The organism is Streptomyces phaeoluteigriseus, assembly GCF_001896135.2.
Classification (GTDB): domain Bacteria; phylum Actinomycetota; class Actinomycetes; order Streptomycetales; family Streptomycetaceae; genus Streptomyces; species Streptomyces phaeoluteigriseus.
The window spans coordinates 396,463-417,320 of the sequence record NZ_MPOH02000015.1 but is presented as its reverse complement, the minus strand read 5'-3'; the positions used below and the strand labels follow the sequence as shown (position 1 = coordinate 417,320).

The following is a 20,858-nucleotide window of genomic DNA, read 5'->3' as shown; positions in this document are numbered from 1 at the left end:
CCTCACCCCTCCCGGCCGAATCCAGCCACGCACATCCACCCCCCATCATCCGTCCGACCGGCCGAACCCCCGCTCCTCACCTGCGCCTTCACCCGACCGTCGGCCGCCTCGCGCCCGCGGCCCGCACCCCGTTTCCGCGCCCGCCTCGGAAGAAATTCCTGTCCGAATCATTGACGCTCCTCCAACCCCCTCGTACCTTGTGCCAGCAAGCGCTTTCTTGAAACGATTCATGCAAGCGGCAATGACGCTGCGGGAGGGGCCCGACTGTGCGAACCAGCAGGAATGTTGAGAGGCGAACGATCCTCAAGGCCGCGGGGGCGACGGCGGCCACGCTGGGGCTGGCCGCGACCACCGGGTGTGGGGGCGACAGCGGGACTTCCGCGGACGGAACGGTGACGATCCGTTACGCGTGGTGGGGTGGCGAGCCGCGCACCATCGCCATCAAGAAGACGATCGCACTCTTCGAGAAGAAGTACCCGAAGATCAAGATCAAGCCCGAATTCACCGACTACGAGGCGTTCTGGGAGAAGTTCCAGACCCAGGCCTCCGGCGGGAATCCGCCGGACGTTTTCCAGAATGCGGTCACCTTTCTGCGCAAGTACGACAAGCGCGGTGTTCTGATGGATCTCAAGACGCAGGCGGACGCCGGGAATCTGAACCTGGAGAACTTCCGCAACGGCGTTCTGGCGAATGGTCAGGTCGACGACAAGCAGGTGGGCATACCCGTCGGTGCCAACACCATGGCGCTCGTCATCGACCTCAAGGCCTTCAAGAAGGCGGGCGTCGAGGCGAAGTTCGGCTGGACGTGGGACGAGTACTTCACCGCGCTGCAGACGATCCAGGACAAGCTGAAGATCGCGGGTGACACCGGCTACTTCAGCATCATGTATCTCTATGACCTGTACCTGCGGCAGAACGGCAAGGCCTTCTACACCGACAGCGACCTCGGCTTCACCGAGGACGATCTGACGCAGTGGTGGGAGGACGGCTACAAGCGTGTGAAGTCCGGGCTGGTCGCCGACCCGAAGAAGATCGAGCAGGTCAAGCCGAAGTCCGGTCTCTCGGCGGGCCTCGCCGCGTCCGAGTTCACCTGGGACAACTTCTCCATCCGCTACCAGGGCGAGGGCGAGTCGGACTACGGGCTCGCGCCGATTCCCACCACCAACGGCAAGGACACGGGTCAGTACCTCGGTTCGCTGATGCTGAGCGCCTTCTCGGGGACCAAGCACCCCAAGGAAGTGGCCCAGTTCATCGACTTCATGGTCCACGACCCCGAGGCCGGCAAGATCATGGGTTACGACCGCGGCATTCTCTCGACCACCGAGCAGTACGACGCCTTCAAACCGACCGACCCCAACAACCAGGGCGTCGCGGCCTACGAGGACCAGGTCGCCAAGGCCGGCGTCCTCGGGAAGATCACCCCGCATCCGTCCGGCGCGGACGTCATCGAAGCCGCCTTCCTGCGCATCGGCGGTGAGGTCGCCCAGGGCAAGACCAAGCCGGCCGACGCCGCGAAGGCGCTGTTCAGCGAGGCCAAGGCCGCGTTCGCGGGCTGAGGGGACGTACCACCATGACGCTCGTCAAGGAAGCGCCCGTCCGCCCGGCGAAGAAGCGGTCCGCCGCTCCTGACGCCGGGCGGCGCGGGCGGCGCCGCGAGAACCTCGCCGGCTATCTCTTCATGTCGCCGTGGATCGCGGGGTTCGTCCTCCTCACGGCGGGGCCGATGATCGCGTCGCTGTACTACGCGTTCACCAGCTACAACCTGTTCACGCCGCCCCGGTGGGTGGGGCTCGACAACTTCACGACGATGTTCCAGGACCCGCGCTGGCAGAAGTCGGTGGAGGTCACGCTCAAGTACGTCGTCGTGGCCACACCGCTGAAGCTTCTCCTCGCGCTCGGCGTGGCGCTGCTGCTCGCGCAGAAGCGGCGCGGGCAGGCCCTGTACCGGGCCGCGTTCTACATGCCGTCGCTCATCGGCGCCAGCGTCTCCGTGGGCTTCGTCTGGCGGGCGCTGTTCTCCGACGACGCCGTCGTGGACCGTACGCAGAAGATCTTCGGGGTGGACGTCGGCGGCTGGATCGGCAACCCGGACTACGTCCTGTACTCCCTGGTGGCGCTGAGCATCTGGCAGTTCGGCGCGCCGATGGTGATCTTCCTGGCCGGGCTCAAGCAGGTGCCGCAGGAACTGTACGAGGCCGCCGAGATGGACGGGGCCGGCCCCCTCCGGCGGTTCTGGAACATCACGCTGCCGATGATCTCCCCGGTGCTCTTCTTCAACGTGCTGCTGGAGTCCATCCACGCGTTCCAGGTGTTCGGTTCGGCGTACGTCGTCTCCGACACCCGGTGCGGACCGGCCGACGCCACCCTCGTCTACACCTGTTACCTGTATCAGAAGGGCTTCAAGGAGGCCCAGATGGGCTTCGCCTCCGCGATGGCCTGGACGCTGGTGATCGCGGTGGCGCTCGTCACGGCGGTCCTGTTCTGGTCGCAGAAGAAGTGGGTGCACTACGAGGAGGCCGCCAAGTGACCAGTGTCACCACCCCTGCCGCGCGCACCGAGAACGAGCGGCGGCGCACCGGATCCCTCGCCTGGCACGTGGGCGCGCTGCTGCTGCTCGCGGTCGTCCTCTACCCGGTGATCTGGGTGTTCGGCGCCTCGTTCAAGCCGAGCAAGGACATCATCGCCAGCATCGACCTGCTGCCCACCGAGCCGGTCTGGGCGAACTTCTCCGGGCTGGCCGACGGCATCTCCGGCATCTCCATCGGCAGCTTCTTCGGCAACTCGCTGATGTACGCCGTCCTGGCCGTGGCCGGTGTGGTGCTCTCCAGCTCGCTGACGGCGTACGCCTTCGCCAAGATCCGGTTCGTCGGGCGCAACCTGCTCTTCACGCTGATGATCGGCACCCTGCTGCTGCCGTACCACGTGCTGCTCATCCCGCAGTACGTGCTGTTTCGCAACCTCGGCTACATCGACACCCTCGTCCCGCTCGTCGCGGGCAAGTTCCTGGCCACGGAGGCGTTCTTCGTCTTCCTGATGGTGCAGTTCATGCGCGGACTGCCGCGCGAGCTGGACGAGGCCGCCAAGCTCGACGGCTGCGGTCACTTGAGGACCTACTGGTCCATCGTGCTGCCGCTGAGCCGCCCCGCCATCATCACCAGCGCCATCTTCACCTTCATCAACGCGTGGAACGACTTCATGGGGCCGTTGATCTACCTCAACACCCCTTCCAAGTACACGGTTTCGCTCGGTCTGATGATGTTCCGCGACCAGGAGGGCATCTCCAACTACGGCAGCATGATCGCGATGTCGCTGGTGGCGCTGGTGCCGGTCATCGCCTTCTTCATGGCCTTCCAGCGCTATCTCATCGACGGTATGGCGACCTCCGGACTGAAGGGCTGAGGCGTTCACCATGGCGCAATCGCGTGTGAAGGACCGCTCACCGCGCAGGGAGTCCGTGTTCGGTGAGCGCTTCGCGATCTTCGCCGAGTGTCTGCTCACCGGAGTCTGGATCGCCGTGGCCTGTCTCGGGGTCGTCACCTACCCCGCGGCCTTCGCCGCCGGCGCACGGCATCTGCGGCGCCGTACGACGCACCGGGTCAGCGGCTTGCGGGAGTTCGTCGTGGACTTCCGGGCGGCCGTGCGCGGCGGGTGGGCCGTCGGGCTCGCCGGGTGGGTGGCGGCCGCCGCGGTCTGGGTGGACGTCCTCGCCGCGCGGGCCGGGCTTCCCGGTGGACCGTTCGTCGGGGCCGTCGGCAGCCTCGCGCTGATCGGCCTTGCCGTGGCCCTGCTGCGGGCGGCGGCCCTCTGGACACCGGACTCGACCTGGCGGGCGCTGCTCGCGGGTGCCGGGCGGCGGACCGTGCTCGATCCCGCCGGGTCCTTCCTGCTCGTCTGCGGGCTCGCCGTCGTCACCCTGTCCGCCTTGTTCGTCGCGCCGCTGGCGGTCCCGGTCCTCGGGGCCGTCGCCGCGGCCGCCGTCGCCGTGGAGGAGCGTCACCGGCGCCGCTGACGGGCGGCCCCCTCCCTCGCCGGAAAGGCGCCTCGGCGCCGCACCTCGCTCTGTCATGCCCTGATCACCGCGAATCGCCTCGACCCACGCACCTGCCCCTGACCACACCGCACCCGCACGGAAAGGAATGGCCATGTCCCCCATCCCCCGCAGGTCCCTTCTCAAAGCGGCGGCCGTCGCCGGAGCCGCCGCCCAGTTCAGCTGGGCGCTAGGGGCGAAGGACGCGAGGCCGCCCCCAGGACGGCGCCCGCGGACGCCGACCCCGTCACCCTGGACTGGCTCGAGGACGGCGGCCTCGGCGCCGCCCCCGGCTCCACGCTCGGGGTGCCCTGGCCGATGGGCACCTACCGGGAGGACCAGACCTTCACGCTGACGGACGCCGGCGGCAAGGCCGTCCCCGTGCAGTCCTGGCCGATCGCCTACTGGCCGGACGGATCGCTCAAGTGGACCGCCCACGCCGTGAGTTCCGGCGAGGGCAAGCTCACCCTCGCCGCCGGGACACCCGCCGCCCCCGCCAGGAAGGTCACCGTCGACAGGAGCGGCGGCACCATCGACGTGTCGACCGGTGTCATCACCGCGAGGATCGGCAAGTCCGGCGCCACTCTCGTCAAGTCGGTCACCCGCGGCTCCACCGAGATCGCCAAGAACGGCCGCCTGGTGCTGATCCGGCAGCCCGAGATCGAGGACGAGGACCAGGGCGCGGTCAAGACCGAGCGCTTCGACGGGGCCGTCGACGCCGTCACCGTCGAGCAGGAGGGCCCGGTGCGCGCGGTCGTCCGCATCGACGGCAAGCACCGCAAGGGAAGCCGCAGCTGGCTCCCGTTCTCCATCCGGCTCTACTTCTACGCGGGCGCCGACTCCTTCCGCATGGTGCACACCATCACCTTCGACGGCACACAGGAGCCCGGCAAGGCCGGCGGCGACTTCATCCGCGGCCTCGGGGTGCGCTTCACCGTCCCGATGCGCGACCAGGCCTACGACCGTCACATCCGCATCGGCGGCGAGGGCACCGGTCTGCTGCGCGAGGCCGTCAAGGGCATCACCGGCCTGCGCCGGGACCCGGGCGCGGCCGTCCAGGCGGCCCAGTACGCGGGCGAGAAACTGCCGGACCCGGCCACCTGGGACCAGCGGGTCACCACCCGGCTCCAGTACATCCCCGAGTGGGGCGACTACACCCTCTCCCAGCTGTCCGCGGACGGCTTCACCGTGCGCAAGCGGACCAAGAAGGGCCACGGCTGGATCGGCGCCGGCGGCGGCAGGCGCGCCTCCGGCTTCGGGTACGTCGGCGGCGTGAGCGGCGGGTTCTCCTTCGGTCTGCGGGACTTCTGGGAGAAGCACCCCGCCCAGCTCGACATCCGTGACGCCCAGACCGACGAGGCCCAGGTCACCCTCTGGCTCTGGTCGCCCGAGGCGCAGCCCATGGACCTGCGCTTCTACCACGACGGCATGGCCCAGGACACCTTCCCCGAGCAGCTCGAGGGCCTCAACATCACCTACGAGGACTACGAGCCCGGCTTCGGCACCCCCTACGGCATCGCCCGTACCTCCGAACTCCTCTTCTGGGCCAACGCGTCGACGCCGACACCCGCGGCCCTCGCCGAACAGGTCGAGGCCGTCCGGGTGCTGCCCCAGCTCGCCGCCCCGCCCAGGCAGCTCATCAAGGCGCAGGTCTTCGGCCCGGGCCTGTACTCCGAGCCGGACCGCTCCACCCCCGCCAAGGCCAAGATCGAGGACCACCTCGACTTCCTCTTCACCTATTACAAGGACCAGGTGGAGCAGCGCCGGTGGTACGGCTTCTGGGACTACGGCGACATCATGCACACGTACGACACCGTGCGGCACCAGTGGCGCTACGACATCGGCGGCTACGCCTGGGACAACTCCGAGCTGTCGCCGGACCTCTGGCTCTGGTTCGCGTATCTGCGCAGCGGCCGGTCGGACATCTTCCGCTTCGCCGAGGCGATGACCCGGCACACCGGTGAGGTGGACGTCTACCACCTCGGCCAGTGGGCGGGCCTCGGCACCCGGCACGGCGTGCAGCACTACGCCGACAGTGCCAAGCAGCAGCGCATCGCCAACACGACGTACCGCCGCTACTACTACTTCCTCACGGCGGACGAGCGGGTCGGCGACCTCATGCACGCCAACGTCGACTCGGACGAGACGTTCCTCGTCCTGGACCCGATCCGGAAGATCCGCACCGAGCCGTACACCCCCGACCGGCACGCCCTGTCGATCGGCTTCGGCACCGACTGGAGCGGTCTGGTGTCGGCCTGGCTCACCGAGTGGGAGCGCAAGGGCCCCAAGTGGGAGAAGGCCAGGGCGCGGGTACTGTCCACCATGGAGACGATCGCCGCCCAGCCCAACGGGTTCGTGCAGGGCACCGGCCTCTACGACCTGGACACCGGGAAGTTCGCCGTCGCCGACAAGCCGGCCGTCGGTGTCTCGCACCTCTCGGCCGTCTTCGGTCTCAACGAGCTGTGCGCCGAGCTGATCCACCTCGTCGACATGCCGAAGTTCAACGAGGCGTACTTCGACTACTGCCGCTACTTCAACGCCACAAAGGCCGAGCAGGCGGCACGCTACGGCTCCAACTTCGGCACCCTGCTGCTGTTCCAGGGCCACTCGCGCCTCGACGCGTACGCGGCCGTCAAGACCGGCGACGAGAAGCTCGCCAAGCGGGCCTGGGAGAAGTTCTACAACTCCGACGGCTACAAGGAGTCCGCGCCCTGGAAGACGGAGGCGCTGAGCGGTCCCGCCACCCTGGTGCCGGGCAGCGAGGCCACCTGGGTGTCCACCAACGACACCGCGCTCTACGGCCTCGCCGCCATCGAGAACCTGGCCCTCCTCGGCGACAGGATGCCGTCGTAGAGGGCCGGTTCACCGCGGTTCAGTTCATTCTCTCCAGGACCTCCCGCACATGCCGGACGTCCCGGATCCGACGCTCGTACGTCGCACCCACGGCGAGCAGCAGGACTCCGGCGAGTGCGGGGGGGTACCCAGCGGGGGAGCGCGTCGGCCACCTGGACGAGATAGGGGGCCAGTTCGTGCAGGGCGTCCAGCACCAGCACCGAGCCACCGAGGACCAGCGGGGCCCGCAGCCGGTGCCGGGCGCCCAGCAGCGTGACCAGCAGGGCCGCCGCGCCCAGCAGCAGCGGGCGCGTCCACTCCGGGTCGCTCCAGGCCGAGGCCAGGCTCGGCAGCAGGGCCGCGGTGAGTCCGGGGCCGTACGCCGTCCAGGATCCGGTCAGCGGGTCGCGGTGCCGGCGCCAGGCGCCGACGAGCAGCGCGGGGACGGCCACCGGGAGGGTGTACGCCTCCGGGGTGGTGACGTCCCAGGCGGCGAGCCTGACCCAGGTGGCCAGCAGGAACAGGACGGCGGCCGCGTAGCCGGCCTCGCGGCGCTCGGGCCGGGCCGCCGTGCCCGCGGCGATCACCCCGCAGCCCGCCAGCACCGTCGCCAGCATCGGCGGGTCGGTCACCGCGAGGCCCAGGGCGAGCACCGCGGCGGTGGTTCCGGCCGCCTCCACCGGCAGGGTCGCCGGTGACGCGCCGAGCCGGGCGGCGGCCAGGGCCGCGACCACGGGCACGCAGAGGACGAGCAGCGCCGTGTGCGGCGGCTGCCAGTCCGCCGCGGCACCCGTCGCACAGGCCAGCGTGGTGGCGTACCCGAGGGCGGCCGGCGCCGCGACCGGGGTGAGGCGCGGCCACCGGGCCGCCGTCGCGCCCAGCACGGTCAGCGCCGACAGGACGGTCAGCGTCGCCGACCGCGTGGCCAGGGACAGGAACGCGATGTGGAGCGAGGTGGCCAGGGCGAGCCACGGCGTGGGCAGGAAGGCCGCCGCCACCGTCACGGCGCCCGCCGTCAACAGGGCTACGGTGTAGGGCAGTTCGAGTACCGAGGGAAGGGCCAGGCAGGCCGCCCAGGCCAGGAGCAGCGCTCCGGTCCGCGCCCGCGGACGCCAGGGCTGGTGCCGCCGCACGGCCAGGGCGGCCAGGACACCGGCGACGGCCACCAGGACGAGGAGCGCCTGCCCCGCGTACGTCGGCCACGGCGTGTGCGCGGTGACCGCGGCGCGGGCGTCCGACACCTCGCCCGACCACGGGCGCTCCACCCGGCCGAGCGGGCCCAGCAACGTGACGACGGCCAGCGGTACGGCCCACAGCAGCGCGAGCGCCTGCACCGCGGCGGAGGCCCGCAGGAGACCCTGCCGCACGGGCCCGGGGAGCCGGTCCGCGCGCACCGCCGCCAACAGCGCGACACCGAACGCCAGATGGACCGGGACCGCCCAGCCGGCGGACAGGAACACCCGGAGCAGGCCGCCGCCCGCCGCCACCAGCAGCAGGCCCCCGGCGAGCGCCGTGCCCTTCGCGACGGCCGGCTCCGGCAGCCGCGCGGCGGCCACCAGAGCGATCACCGCCGCGAAGGTGAGGAGCGCCGCCGCACGGGCGGCGCGCCCGGACCGGTGGCCGTCCAGGACAGCCACCCGGCCGCCAGCACCCCCCAGCCGCCCAGGCCGTACGCACCGGCCGTGACCGTGACCCGGACGGCGCCGGCCGTCATCCCGAACGCCAGCACCGCGTCGAGACCGGCCGTCACCAGCATCGCCGTCGCGACGCCGTACGGATCCGCGCCCGCCGCGACCGCCCAGAGGACCAGGGGGAGTTGGGCCGCGACCAGCCCGGCGGGCAGCGGCAGCCGCAGTGCGCCGAGACCGCGGCCGTACGCCGTCCAGAGCGCGGCGAGCACCGCCGCGGCGACCGCCGCGTAGCCCGTGCCGTCGGTGTCGGTGAGGGCGGCCCCGTGCAGGGCGTAGGCGTCCAGCACCGTCAGCGCCAGGCCGAGACCGGCCACCGACTCCGCCGTCGAGCGCAGCCCGCGCCGCAGCAGCGGCACCGGCGCGGCGAGCACCGCCAGCGTGACCGTGCCCAGCACCAGGGCCCGCCCGGTGACCCCGAGGTGACCCCAGCTGACCAGCGTGAACGCGATCGCCGCGATGGTGAGCAGCACGCCGCCGAGCAGCAGGAGCACGTTCTGGACCCGCGGGGCGCTCGCCTCGGGGCGGGGGGCGGCCGGGGGCAGCGGCGGCCGGACCGGGCGCGCCGACTGGAGCGAGGCGACCAGCCAGGCACGGCGTGCGAGCAACTGGGCCCGGCGGGCGTCCAGTTGCCACAGCTCTGCGTCGAGGAGCCGCAGCTCCTCGGCCGGGGGCGGAATGTGCGTCATGGAACGGAGTGTGGCCCGCGTCACGCCGCACGGCATGAGCGCGGCTACTCAGGACGTACTCAGATCCCGGTCCGTGTACGGGCACACTCGGCATATGGACTGGAACCACTACCGCTTCCTCAGCCGGTGGCCGCTGCCCGCGCCGTCCGCCGCCGTCTACGCGGCGCTGGAGCGGGCCGAGGACTATCCCCGCTGGTGGCCGCAGGTCCGCGAGGTGACCCGGCTCGACGACACCACCGGCGTCATGACCATCCGCTCGCTCCTGCCGTACGCCATGACCTTCACCGGGCGCGAGGTGCGACGAGACCCGGTGGCCGGGGTGCTGGAGATCGCGATGACCGGGGACATCCAGGGCTGGGCGCGCTGGACGGTCACCGCGCACGGCACCGGGAGCCTCGCCCGGTACGAGCAGGTCGTCGAGGTGACCAAACCGCTGCTCAGGACGTTCGCCGTGCCGGGACGTCCGCTGTTTCGCGCCAACCACCGGCTGATGATGCGGGCCGGGCGGCGCGGACTGCTCCGGTATCTCGAAGCGGTTTGAAGGAAACCCGAGGGGACCTGTATTGTTCAGTGCGTTCCCGGGCGATTAGCTCAGTGGGAGAGCGCTTCGTTCACACCGAAGAGGTCACTGGTTCGAAACCAGTATCGCCCACCGGGAAAGGCCGGTCCGCAGCACGCGGACCGGCCTTTTGCATGCCCTTCCGTGCCCGTCGGCCGCTGTCCTCGTCACGCCGCCGCCGACATCGCCGGGCGCAGCGGCCACGACGTGTCGACCGTCTCCGGGGTGCCGCTGCGCGCGAACCACGCCTGGAGCCCCCGGGCCTGCGCCGCGTGCCAGGACGCCTGGAGCGTGTGCAACTCGGCGGGGGTCAGCCGCTCCAGCCGGGCCGCGAAACGCCGCCCCAGCGCCCGTACGACCTCCAGTGCGGCGGCCGCGTCCGCCGCCGCGTCGTGCGCGTCGGCCAGCGTCACGCCGTAGTGCCCGCACAGGTCGGTGAGCGTGCGGCGGCCCTTGCGGTAGCGGTCCAGGTGCTTGTCCAGGACCCGTGGGTCCAGCACCCGCAGCGGCGCCGGCTCCAACCAGTGCCCCAGCGAGGACGCGCGGTGCCGGCGCAGCTCCCGGTCGAGCAGCGTCAGGTCGAACGGCGCGTTCATCACCACCAGCGGCCGTCCGGCCGCCGCCTGTTCGCCGAGCAGCTCGGCTATCTCGTACATCACCGGCGCGGGCCAACGGCCGTTCCGCTGGAGGTGATCGTCCGTCAGGCCGTGTACCGCCGTCGCCCCTTCGGGTACCGGCACGCCCGGGTTCACCAGCCACCGGCTCACCCTGGGCCGCAGGCCGGCCCGTCCTGCACGACCAGCGCGGCCGACACGATCCGGTCGGTCTCGACGTCGACGCCCGTCGTCTCCGTGTCGAAGGCCGCCAGCGGCCCCTCGTACCAGCACGTCATACCACCACAACCCCTCACTCACCCAGGACAGCTGACGCCCCGTCCTCTGCCTGTCTGGTGATACCCGGGCTGTTTGCGCCGTACGCCGCCAGGAGACAACAGGAGTACGGGTCCTGCCAGTTCAGGGGCGCGACGCGGTATTTCTCCCGGCCCCCGGTGCGGGGCTCCTCTTTGCTCGGAAGGCTGTCCGGTCATGGCGATAGCGCAGCCCGAGCGTGGCGGGCTGCTGCCCGAACGCACGGGGCCCCATCGCGGCTCACTCGCCACCACGGCGTGCATGGAGACACTCCAGGTCGGTTACCTCCACGCGGTCGCGGCGGCCGCGGGCTGTTCGCTGTCCCAGCCGTTCCCCGACAACGGCATCGACTGGCACGTCAGCCACAGCGCCCCCGGACACACCGTCGACGACGAGGTGACCATCAAGGTGCAGCTGAAGGCCACGTACCAGCTCCCGCCCCACCCGCCGGGGCGCTCCTTCTCCTTCACGCTCGACAACGACCACCTGCGCAAGCTCGCCCGCACCCCGGTCTCGGTGCACAAGATCCTCGTCGTGATGATCGTCCCGCGGTCGCGGGACCAGTGGCTGAGGGCCGGACACGACCGGCTCGACCTGCGGCACTGCTGCTACTGGGTCAACCTGGCCGGGCACCCGATCACCGGCCGGACCCGGACCACCGTGCGGATCCCGACGGCACGGATCTTCGACGACCGGGCGCTGTGCGAGATCATGACGCGGGTCGGGACGGGAGGCAGACCATGACCCACCGCCCACCGGAGGAGCCCCTGAGGCCGGTACGGCCGCACCCCGTCGACTCCGCCTGGAACCGGCCGCCCGAGGCCGCCCAGGTCGACCCGGCCGTCCTCGGCGCCCTGCTGCGCCGGCACGGCTGGCAGCGCCGCGGCGGTGCCGCCGGACGCTACGGCCGCTGGACCCCGCCCGGACCGGGCGGCGGCGGTACCAGCCTGCTCGTACCGGAGAGCCGCGCCTTCCCCGACAGCGACGACCTGCTCGGTGAGGCGCTGCTGGCGCTGGCCCGCCTCCAGACGCCCGCCGCCCGCGAGGTGCTGGTCGCCCTGGCCGTGCCGAGCGACGAGATCCGCTGGTGGCGGGAGACCCCGACCGGGCCCGTCGAGGCGGCCGGAGCCGTCTCCTGGGTGGCCGGGGAACAGTTGCGCGGCGCCGCCCGGCAGATGCTCCTCGCCGGCGCGCTCGCCACCCGCGCGCGGGCCGGCTACTACGGCGCCCGGCACCGGCGGTCGGCCGGCGCATGCTGGAGAGCGTCCTCGTCGGCACCGCCGCCGACGGCCGCGGCCTGACCGCCTTCGGGAGGGACGACCCCGGACCCGGGCCCGTCGAGGCGGGCCGGAGCCGTCGTCCTGGGTGGCCGGGGAACAGTTGCGCGGCCGCCGCCGGCAGATGCTCCTCGCCGGCGCGCTCGCACCCGCGCGCGGGCCGGCTACTACGGCGCCCGGCACCGGCGGTCGGCCGGCGCCATGCTGGAGAGCGTCCTCGTCGGCACCGCCGCCGACGCCGCGGCCTGACCGCCTTCGCCCCCGTGGCCACGGCCCGCCGCCTCGCCGTACGTCTCCACCAGGCGCTGTACGCCGTCCGCGAGGCCATCGACTACCAGCGCGCCACCGGCGGCATGGACGCCTTCGACAGCGCCGTCGAGGCCGGTGCCAGTCGCGAGCTGACCGAGGCGCTCGTGGCCCTCGTCCGCGGCACCGAGGGAGCTCGGGTCGCCGTCGCATGGGCCCCCGCCGCCGGTGTCCCCGAGGACTGCGCCGCCACCGCCGAACCCGTCGAGTTCTCCCCCGGAGACCTGCCCGCCCTGCGCGAGGCGGCGCCCGCTATCTGCGTGAGGAACCCTCCGTGCCCGTGCGGATCACCGGCACGGTCGTCCGGCTGCGCAGGTCCGGACCGCGCGGCGAGGGCGGCGTACGGCTGCGGGTGATCGCCGGGGTCGAGGTCCCGCACGTCCGGCTCACCCTCGGCGAGGAGGACTACCGCATCGCCGGCCAGGCCCACCTGGTCGGGCTGCCGGTGCGGGTGCAGGGCCGGCTGGAGAGCCGGGGCGGCTTCCGCAGACTCACCGGCGCCCGCGATGTGGTGCCCGTGCAGGTGGACGACGCCGAACGGGACCGGCTGATGAAGTCGCTCCAGGAGACCGCGGAGATCACGGCCGTCTTCGAGGAGGCGTGCGGAGGGGACTGATTTCGCGGAGGGCGGTCCCGGGTCGGTACGATCGCCTATTGCGCGGCGATGGAGATCTGGGCCGCGTTCCGCCTTCAGTCAGGAGAGACCGGTGTCAGACGTCCGTGTGATCATCCAACGCGATTCCGAGCGGGAAGAGCGCACGGTGACGACGGGCAGCACGGCCGCCGACCTCTTCGCCGGTGAGCGCTCGATCGTCGCCGCACGCGTGGACGGCGAGCTGAGGGACCTCGCCCACGAACTGCGCGACGGCGTGACCGTGGAGGGTGTCGACATCTCCTCCGAGGACGGTCTGAACATCCTGCGCCACTCCACCGCGCACGTCATGGCGCAGGCCGTGCAGGAGATCTTCCCCGAGGCCAAGCTGGGCATCGGCCCGCCGGTCAAGGACGGCTTCTACTACGACTTCGACGTCGAGAAGCCGTTCACGCCCGAGGACCTCAAGGCCGTCGAGAAGAAGATGCAGGAGATCCAGAAGCGCGGGCAGCGGTTCTCCCGCCGTGTGGTGACCGACGAGGCCGCCCGCGAGGAGCTGGCCGACGAGCCGTACAAGCTGGAGCTGATCGGCCTCAAGGGCTCCGCCTCGCACGACGACGGTGCGGACGTCGAGGTCGGCGCCGGTGAACTGACCATCTACGACAACCTGGACGCGAAGACCGGCGAGCTGTGCTGGAAGGACCTCTGCCGCGGTCCCCACCTGCCCACGACCCGCCTCATTCCGGCGTTCAAGCTGATGCGCAACGCGGCCGCCTACTGGCGCGGCAGCGAGAAGAACCCGATGCTCCAGCGCATCTACGGCACCGCCTGGCCGTCCAAGGACGAGCTGAAGGCGCACCTGGACTTCCTCGCCGAGGCGGAGAAGCGCGACCACCGCAAGCTGGGCAGCGAGCTGGACCTGTTCTCCATCCCCGAGCAGATCGGCTCCGGCCTCGCCGTCTTCCACCCCAAGGGCGGCGTCGTCCGCCGGGTCATGGAGGACTACTCGCGCCGCCGCCACGAGGAGGAGGGCTACGAGTTCGTCTACACCCCGCACGCGACGAAGGGGAAGCTCTTCGAGACCTCGGGCCACCTGGACTGGTACGCCGACGGCATGTACCCGCCCATGCAGCTCGACGAGGGCGTGGACTACTACCTCAAGCCCATGAACTGCCCGATGCACAACCTGATCTTCGACGCGCGCGGCCGCTCCTACCGTGAACTGCCGCTGCGCCTCTTCGAGTTCGGGACCGTGTACCGGTACGAGAAGTCGGGCGTCGTGCACGGTCTCACCCGGGCCCGCGGCTTCACCCAGGACGACGCGCACATCTACTGCACTCGCGAACAGATGTCCGAGGAGCTCGACAAGACGCTCACCTTCGTCCTCGGCCTGCTGCGCGACTACGGCCTGACCGACTTCTACCTGGAGCTGTCGACCAAGGACCCGGAGAAGTTCGTCGGCTCGGACGAGGTCTGGGAGGAGGCGACCGAGACGCTGCGCGAGGTCGCCGAGAAGCAGGGCCTGCCGCTCGTGCCCGACCCGGGGGGCGCCGCCTTCTACGGCCCGAAGATCTCCGTCCAGACCAAGGACGCGATCGGCCGCACCTGGCAGATGTCGACCATCCAGCTCGACTTCAACCTGCCGGAGCGCTTCGACCTCGAGTACACCGGCCCGGACGGCTCCAAGCAGCGCCCGGTCATGATCCACCGCGCGCTGTTCGGCTCCATCGAGCGGTTCTTCGCCGTGCTCCTGGAGCACTACGCGGGCGCCTTCCCGGCGTGGCTGGCCCCGGTCCAGGCGGTCGGCATCCCGATCGGCGACGCGCACGTGGAGTACCTGGAGAAGTTCGCCGCCGCCGCGAAGAAGCAGGGCCTGCGGGTCGAGGTCGACTCCTCCTCCGACCGTATGCAGAAGAAGATCCGCAACGCCCAGAAGCAGAAGGTGCCCTTCATGGTCATCGCGGGCGACGAGGACATGTCGAACGGCTCGGTGTCCTTCCGCTACCGCGACGGTTCGCAGGAGAACGGCATCCCGCTCGACGAGGCCATCGCGAAGATCGCGAAGGTCGTCGAGGAGCGCACGCAGGTCTGATCCGTACGACGCGGGGCGCGGGGCCCTCGGGGGTCAGTTTCCCGGGGGCCCCGTCCCGTCCGCGGCCTCGGCCCCGCGCTCGGCCCCGTGCTTGTCCTTCTGCTCGCCCGTCCGCTCGCCCTGGCCCGTCCGCTCGCCCTCGCTCGCGAAGACCTGGATGAGCCAGGACGAGAAGGAACCGGTGACCGCCCCCAGCAGGGCCAGGCCGCACGCCATCAGGCCGACCGCGATGAACCGGCCCAGCGGAGTGACCGGCGTCACGTCGCCGTAGCCGACGGTGGACAGGGTGGAGCAGGCCCACCACACCGCGTCCCCGAAGGTGGGCATCTCGGTGCCCGGCGCCCCGCGTTCCTGGGCGTAGACGGCGAGCGCGCCCGCGAAGCCGAGCAGCACCGTCGACACCCCCGCGTAGACGATCACGCGCGCGTGCAGCGACAGCCGTGGCTCCCCGTGCCGGCGCAGTACGGCCTCGTAGAGCCGCACGATCCGCAGCGGGCGCAGCAGCGGCAGCAGCACCACCAGGGTGTCCAGCCAGTGCCGCCGCACGAAGCGCGGACCCTGTCCGCTGAGCCGCCAGCGCACCGCGTAGTCCACGGCGAACAGCGCCCACGCCGCGAGCGTCACCGCCAGACAGAGATCACGCCAGACGCCGGGCAGGCCGGTGGCGAGGACATGGACGGCGTACCCCGCCAGGTAGGCCAGCGAGGCGAGCGCGAGGGGCACCTCGGTGCGCTGTTCCCAGCGGTTCAGGGGGCTGTCTGCGGTCATCGGCACAGCTTGGCCCGCGTGCCTTTCGCGCTCACCCCGCCGACACGCCGCGAACGGGCGAAGCCATATGCTGCTTGGCATGACGAGTGAGCCGGAGCAGCAGATCGGAGTGGGGACGCAGGACGCGTTCCAGCGCCTGTGGACGCCCCACCGGATGGCCTACATCCAGGGCGAGAACAAGCCCACGGGCCCCGGAGCCGACGACGGCTGTCCGTTCTGCGCGATCCCGGCGATGTCCGACGAGGACGGCCTGGTGGTCCGGCGGGGCGAGCACGTGTACGCGGTGCTGAACCTGTACCCGTACAACGGCGGCCACCTGATGACCGTCCCCTACCGGCACGTGGCCGACTACACCGGCCTGACCGGGCCGGAGACGGCGGAGCTGGGCGAACTGACCAAGCAGGCCATGACGGCTCTGCGTACCGCGTCGGGCGCCCAGGGCTTCAACATCGGCATGAACCAGGGGTCGGTGGCGGGCGCCGGCATCGCCGCGCACCTGCACCAGCACATCGTGCCCCGCTGGGGCGGCGACACGAACTTCATGCCGGTGGTCGGCCACACGCGCGTGCTGCCGCAGCTGCTGGCGGACACGCGGAAGATGCTGGCGGAGGCGTGGCCGACCTCGTGAACCGTATCGGCCCGTCCGGCGGCTGAGGACAAGGCCGGCTGGCGCGTGAGGGCGAGGCCGTGCGGCGCCTGACGACGATGCCGTCCGGCGCCTGAGGACGAGGCCGTGCAGGCCGGCCTCGCCCGAGGACGAGGCCGTGCGGCGCCTGACGACGATGCCGTCCGGCGCCTGAGGACACGATGCCGTGCACGCCGGTGGCGTGAGGTCTGGGGGCGCAGCCGCCCCCAGCAGGCCGGCCAACCCCCGGACCCGGGGGTGCCCCGCCTCCCCGCCGGAGGCCTACGCGTCGTAGGTGTCCGCCTTCTTCGGAGTCAGGTCCTGGATCGCGCCGCTGAGGGCCGACGAGCGGGAGCTGAACTTCTCGGTGTCCACGTCGTGCTCCTTGAGCACCCGCAAGGCGGCCGAGTGCACCACCCTCAGCACCGGTGTCGCCGCCCGCAGCGCGTCGTCGGCCATGAAGCGGTGCCGCCACGGCTGGTCGGCCCAGGCGTGCCGCAGGCCGAACGGCTCGGGCAGGCCTATGGAGCCGCCGAGCCAGTTCAGCAGCGGCGGGTACCAGCTGATCGTGGCGCGCGCGGCCACCCGTACCACCTCGTCGGCGGTGACCAGCGGCAGGCTGATCTTGCGGGTCTCCCAGAACCGGACGGTCTTGGCGACCTCCTTCGTGGGGGCCTCGGGCTTGCTGGTGAACAGGGCGTTGACCGGGCCCAGCGCATGGCCGGTGACCTCGATGCGCAGCGTCTCGTGCAGCACGGTCACGGTGATCAGCATGGTGATGATCAACTGGCCGTCCCACAGCGGCCACTGGACGCCGAGGTAGTGCCGGTCGCCGCCGCCGAACTGCTGGTTGTTGCAGATGTCCTCCACGGCCCTGGGCTTGACCTGGTAGGCCTCCACGTCGGTGCCCTCCGGGCGGGCCACCGCCTTCGCGTTCTCACCGACCGGCGTGACGATCCAGTGCCGTACCGAAGGAGGCGGGAAACCGCCGGTCTTCAGGCTCTGCCGGTGCAGCAGCTGGAGCTGGTCGTGGATGGCCCGCACGACGGTCCAGCTGCGGAACTCGTGGACGCCCTTGACGGGGTCGAGCGGGGTCAGTTCCTCCGCGAGGTGCCAGGCGCCCCAGCGGGTGCCCATGCCGAGTATCCCCTTGGGACCGGCGTAGAAGACGGAGTTGGACTGCTGCTCGGCGCTCAGCCGGGCCAGGGACTGGCGCAACTGCTCGGCCGCCGTCTGGTTGGGACTGGTCGGCACCGCCTCGGGGACCTTGGCGCCGACGCTGCTGCCGGACAGCAGGCTGTCCCAGCGCTCACGCAGGTCCTTCGCCGTGCCCTCGCAGATCCGCTTGGCCAGGAACCAGCCGGCCACCGGGGCGACGACCGCACCGCGCGCGTACCACCCGGCCAGGCCGGAGAACGGCATGCGGAGCAGGAAGAGCGCGGCGAGCGCGCCGACGGCCACGAGCAGACCGGTGGCCAGCCCGGAGACCCGCCTGGTGTCCGCCTTCACCATGGTGGCCCGGAGCTGGAACACCAGCAGCCACACCAGGAGGCCGGGCAGGAACAGCAGACCGCACACGACCATGACGCCGGTGAGCTTGCGGTCGCGCTCGCGGCGGATCCGGTTGGCGGCCAGGCAGTGCTCGACGACCGCCTGCGGGTCACTGCCGAAGGACTGGATGAGCGGCTTGCGCCCGACGCCCAGCATGCGGTCGACGACCGCCTGGGAGAACGCCTCGCCGAGGTTGGGGCGGAAGATCTTGGCCCAGCTGCGGCCGGTACCGACCGTCGACTGGTGCCATTCGTTGTCGGCCTTCTTGATGTCCTCGACGGGGTTGTCCCGATAGGCGGCCGAGGCCAGCGCGACGGTCGGCGTCTGCCCGCCGTCGCCCTGCTGCGGCACCTGTGGCCCGAAGAAGTCCGCGTAACCGCTGCCCACGGTCATTCCCGCCCCCGATCGCCGCCACTGTCGCTTCTGCGGCCTTCCCGACTTCCGTACTTCGCACACCTGTTGATCAGGTCATCAGCGTATATCCAGGCACGGACTTCCGTCGGCGGACGGCCGAAGCCGCCCGCCGAATCGGAGGAACTCGTTCCACAGCGGCCACTTGAGGGTGACCGCGCACCAACCCCTAGCCGTCCCGCTCCTGTTGGCGGATCCGCTCGGCCACCTGCGCCGGCATCGGTTCGTGCCGGGCGTACGCGCGGTGGAAGCGGGCCGTGCCGTGCGAGAGGGAGCGCAGGTCGACCGCGTACCGGCCGATCTCGATCTCGGGCACCTCGGCGCGCACCAGCGTGCGACCACCGCTCGTCTGCTCGGTGCCCAGCACCCGGCCGCGCCGCCCCGACAGGTCGCTCATCACGGCGCCCACGTACTCGTCGCCGACCAGCACCCCCACCTCCGCCACCGGCTCCAGCAGATGGATCGTCGCGCCCGCCGCCGCCTCGCGCAGCGCGAGCGCCCCGGCCGTCTGGAACGCGGCGTCGGAGGAGTCCACCGAGTGCGCCTTGCCGTCGACCAGGGTCACCCGGACGTCGACGAGCGGATGGCCCGCGGCGACGCCCTTGACGGCCTGCGCCCGTACGCCCTTCTCGACGGAGGGGATGAACTGGCGCGGCACCGCGCCGCCCACGACCTTGTCCACGAACTCGATGCCCGATCCGCCCGGCAGCGGCTCCACCTCGATCTCGCAGATGGCGAACTGTCCGTGCCCGCCGGACTGCTTGACGTGCCGTCCACGCCCGGACGACTTCGCGGCGAACGTCTCGCGGAGGGCGACCCTGTGCGGGACGACGTCGACCTGCACGCCGTAGCGGCTGCGCAGCCGCTCCAAGGCGACGTCCGCGTGGGCCTCTCCCAGGCACCACAGCACCACCTGGTGGGTGCCCTGGTTCTGTTCCAACCGCATCGTCGGGTCCTCGGCGACCAGCCGGGACAGCCCCTGCGAGAGTTTGTCCTCGTCGGCCTTGCTGTGCGCCCGGATGGCCAGCGGAAGCAGCGGGTCGGGCATCTGCCACGGCTCCATCAGCAGCGGGTCGTCCTTGGCGGAGAGCGTGTCGCCGGTCTCCGCGCGGCTCAGCTTCGCCACGCACGCGAGGTCGCCCGCGATGCAGTGCGTCAGCGCCCGCTGCTGCTTGCCGAAGGGCGAGGAGAGGGCCCCGACGCGTTCGTCGACGTCGTGGTCCTCGTGGCCGCGGTCGGTGAGCCCGTGGCCGGACACGTGGACGGTCTGGTCAGGGCGCAGGGTGCCGGAGAACACACGAACCAGCGAGACCCGGCCGACGTACGGGTCGGAGGCCGTCTTCACGACCTCCGCGACCAGCGGTCCGTCCGGATCGCACAGGTCCAGCGCGCGTGGCTCGCCGCCGACCGTGGTGACGCGGGGCGCCTCGCGCTCCAGCGGCGTCGGGAAACCCCTGGTGACCAGTTCGAGCAGCTCGACGGTGCCGATGCCCTGCCGGGCGCCCTCGGCGGCCGGGGCCGCGGCCAGGACGGGGAAGAACGTGCCGCGCGCCACGGCCCGCTCCAGGTCCTCGATCAGCGTCTTCACGTCGATCTGCTCACCGCCGAGATAGCGGTCCATGAGGGTCTCGTCCTCGCTCTCGGCGATGATCCCCTCGATCAGCCGGTCGCGGGCCTCCTCGATCCCGGGCAGCTCGTCCTCGCCCGGCTCGGACTCCTTGCGCTCGCCGGAGGCGTAGTCGAACAGCTTCCGCGACAGCAGCCCGGTCAGTCCCGTCACGGGCGCGTGCCCGTCCGGCGCCTGCGGGCCGTGCAGCGGCAGGTACAGCGGCAGCACGGCGTCGGGGTCGTCGCCGCCGAAGGCCTGCGCGCAGATCCGCGTCATCTCCTCGAAGTCCGCGCGCGCGGCCTCCAGATGCGTGACGACGATCGCGCGGGGCATGCCGACGGCCGCGCACTCCTCCCACACCATGCGCGTCGAACCGTCCACGCCGTCCGAGGCCGAGACGACGAAGAGGGCCGCGTCCGCAGCACGCAGACCGGCCCTCAGCTCCCCGACGAAGTCGGCGTACCCGGGGGTGTCGAGGAGATTGATCTTGATGCCGTCCCATTCGACAGGCACCAGGGAGAGCTGCACCGAGCGTTGCTGACGGTGCTCGATGTCGTCGTAGTCGGAGACGGTGCCGCCGTCCTCCACACGGCCCGCCCGGTTCACCGCCCCCGCCGTCAGCGCGAGAGCCTCCACCAAGGTCGTCTTGCCCGATCCGGAGTGGCCGACCAGCACCACATTGCGTACGGACGCGGGGTGGTCGGCCGCCGTAGCCCTGCCGGCGGCTCCGGGATGTGTGTTCGCCTTGTCGCCCATTTCTCTGCCTCCCGTGCACGGTGAGGTCATCGGGGCGCGGACACGGCGGCTCCGCGTGCGGTGGCGGCTCCGGCGGCGCCCGCGGTCCTTCGAGCTTTCCACTCCCGTCACGGTGCGTCCATACGAAGGACGCGACGAGGCCACACACACGGCCGGGGCGCGGACCGG

The 20,858-nt window shown here is 71.4% G+C and carries 11 protein-coding genes, 1 tRNA gene and 5 pseudogenes; 12 read left to right on the top strand and 5 right to left on the bottom strand.

Annotation, left to right across the window (positions count from 1 at the left end; genetic code table 11):
• Window positions 1–266 precede the first annotated feature (266 nt).
• The 5 genes and pseudogenes from BM536_RS19725 to BM536_RS19705 all read left to right on the top strand — a co-directional run bounded on the left by BM536_RS19725 (window position 267) and on the right by BM536_RS19705 (window position 6,880).
• The gene (locus BM536_RS19725) at window positions 267–1,556 is read left to right on the top strand and encodes an ABC transporter substrate-binding protein (RefSeq protein ID WP_073493658.1); all 1,290 of its coding nucleotides are present in this window, start codon (window positions 267–269) and stop codon (window positions 1,554–1,556) included.
• A gap of 14 nt (window positions 1,557–1,570) precedes the next feature.
• Window positions 1,571–2,527, top strand: a complete 957-nt coding sequence (locus tag BM536_RS19720) for a carbohydrate ABC transporter permease (protein WP_073493656.1) — start codon at window positions 1,571–1,573, stop codon at window positions 2,525–2,527.
• A complete protein-coding gene (locus BM536_RS19715) occupies window positions 2,524–3,399 on the top strand; it encodes a carbohydrate ABC transporter permease (RefSeq protein WP_073493654.1) in 876 nt (291 codons plus the stop codon). Before BM536_RS19720 ends, BM536_RS19715 begins: the two co-directional genes overlap by 4 nt.
• A gap of 10 nt (window positions 3,400–3,409) precedes the next feature.
• Window positions 3,410–4,009: a hypothetical protein gene (locus tag BM536_RS19710; RefSeq protein WP_073493652.1), complete on the top strand. Its 600-nt coding sequence runs from the start codon at window positions 3,410–3,412 to the stop codon at window positions 4,007–4,009.
• 133 nt (window positions 4,010–4,142) lie between these two features.
• Window positions 4,143–6,880: pseudogene (locus BM536_RS19705) on the top strand (exo-rhamnogalacturonan lyase family protein).
• A 19-nt stretch (window positions 6,881–6,899) separates the two neighbouring features.
• On the opposite strand, the pseudogene BM536_RS19700 reads toward BM536_RS19705, so the two are convergent.
• A pseudogene (locus BM536_RS19700) lies at window positions 6,900–9,272 on the bottom strand (SCO7613 C-terminal domain-containing membrane protein).
• Window positions 9,273–9,330: 58 nt separating this feature from the next.
• On the opposite strand from BM536_RS19700, the gene BM536_RS19695 reads away from it, so the two are divergent.
• Both BM536_RS19695 and BM536_RS19690 read left to right on the top strand, forming a co-directional pair.
• Window positions 9,331–9,777 carry an SRPBCC family protein gene (locus BM536_RS19695; protein WP_073493651.1) on the top strand — a complete coding sequence of 149 codons (447 nt, stop codon included), beginning with the start codon at window positions 9,331–9,333 and terminating at the stop codon, window positions 9,775–9,777.
• Window positions 9,778–9,816: 39 nt separating this feature from the next.
• A tRNA-Val gene (locus tag BM536_RS19690) sits at window positions 9,817–9,888 on the top strand.
• A gap of 74 nt (window positions 9,889–9,962) precedes the next feature.
• Here BM536_RS19690 and BM536_RS19685 read toward each other — a convergent pair.
• Window positions 9,963–10,687 (bottom strand): annotated as a pseudogene (locus tag BM536_RS19685) (exonuclease domain-containing protein).
• A gap of 193 nt (window positions 10,688–10,880) precedes the next feature.
• Between BM536_RS19685 and BM536_RS19680 the strand changes: the two are divergent.
• The 4 genes and pseudogenes from BM536_RS19680 (at window position 10,881) to thrS (ending at window position 14,970) form a co-directional block, all read left to right on the top strand.
• Window positions 10,881–11,447 carry a DUF4365 domain-containing protein gene (locus BM536_RS19680; protein ID WP_073493649.1) on the top strand — a complete coding sequence of 189 codons (567 nt, stop codon included), beginning with the start codon at window positions 10,881–10,883 and terminating at the stop codon, window positions 11,445–11,447.
• A pseudogene (locus BM536_RS41295) lies at window positions 11,444–11,994 on the top strand (hypothetical protein); the annotation flags it as partial. The gene BM536_RS19680 and the pseudogene BM536_RS41295, both read left to right, overlap by 4 nt.
• Before the next feature lie 71 nt (window positions 11,995–12,065).
• A pseudogene (locus BM536_RS41290) lies at window positions 12,066–12,902 on the top strand (hypothetical protein); the annotation flags it as partial.
• A gap of 91 nt (window positions 12,903–12,993) precedes the next feature.
• Window positions 12,994–14,970 (top strand): threonine--tRNA ligase, encoded by a 1,977-nt coding sequence (thrS, locus tag BM536_RS19670; RefSeq protein ID WP_073493647.1) that lies wholly within the window; start codon window positions 12,994–12,996, stop codon window positions 14,968–14,970.
• Window positions 14,971–15,003: 33 nt separating this feature from the next.
• Here thrS and BM536_RS19665 read toward each other — a convergent pair whose 3' ends face one another.
• On the bottom strand, window positions 15,004–15,738 hold the full coding sequence (locus BM536_RS19665; protein ID WP_079275011.1) for a potassium channel family protein: 735 nt from the start codon (window positions 15,736–15,738) through the stop codon (window positions 15,004–15,006).
• Window positions 15,739–15,805: 67 nt separating this feature from the next.
• On the opposite strand from BM536_RS19665, the gene BM536_RS19660 reads away from it, so the two are divergent.
• A complete protein-coding gene (locus tag BM536_RS19660; protein ID WP_073493646.1) occupies window positions 15,806–16,366 on the top strand; it encodes an HIT family protein in 561 nt (186 codons plus the stop codon).
• A gap of 279 nt (window positions 16,367–16,645) precedes the next feature.
• Here the strand turns inward: BM536_RS19660 and BM536_RS19655 are convergent, their stop codons facing one another.
• Both BM536_RS19655 and BM536_RS19650 read right to left on the bottom strand, forming a co-directional pair.
• Window positions 16,646–18,307: a hypothetical protein gene (locus BM536_RS19655; RefSeq protein WP_073493644.1), complete on the bottom strand. Its 1,662-nt coding sequence runs from the start codon at window positions 18,305–18,307 to the stop codon at window positions 16,646–16,648.
• Window positions 18,308–18,494: 187 nt separating this feature from the next.
• On the bottom strand, window positions 18,495–20,690 hold the full coding sequence (locus tag BM536_RS19650; RefSeq protein ID WP_073493642.1) for an elongation factor G-like protein EF-G2: 2,196 nt from the start codon (window positions 20,688–20,690) through the stop codon (window positions 18,495–18,497).
• Window positions 20,691–20,858 lie beyond the last annotated feature (168 nt).

Coding starts and splice junctions, on each gene's coding strand:
- BM536_RS19655 (WP_073493644.1), bottom strand. CDS start 18,307: ATGACCGTGGGCAGCGGTTACGCGGACTTCTTCGGGCCACAGGTGCCG.
- BM536_RS19695 (WP_073493651.1), top strand. CDS start 9,331: ATGGACTGGAACCACTACCGCTTCCTCAGCCGGTGGCCGCTGCCCGCG.
- BM536_RS19665 (WP_079275011.1), bottom strand. CDS start 15,738: ATGACCGCAGACAGCCCCCTGAACCGCTGGGAACAGCGCACCGAGGTG.
- BM536_RS19660 (WP_073493646.1), top strand. CDS start 15,806: ATGCTGCTTGGCATGACGAGTGAGCCGGAGCAGCAGATCGGAGTGGGG.
- BM536_RS19650 (WP_073493642.1), bottom strand. CDS start 20,690: ATGGGCGACAAGGCGAACACACATCCCGGAGCCGCCGGCAGGGCTACG.
- BM536_RS19720 (WP_073493656.1), top strand. CDS start 1,571: ATGACGCTCGTCAAGGAAGCGCCCGTCCGCCCGGCGAAGAAGCGGTCC.
- BM536_RS19710 (WP_073493652.1), top strand. CDS start 3,410: ATGGCGCAATCGCGTGTGAAGGACCGCTCACCGCGCAGGGAGTCCGTG.
- BM536_RS19680 (WP_073493649.1), top strand. CDS start 10,881: ATGGCGATAGCGCAGCCCGAGCGTGGCGGGCTGCTGCCCGAACGCACG.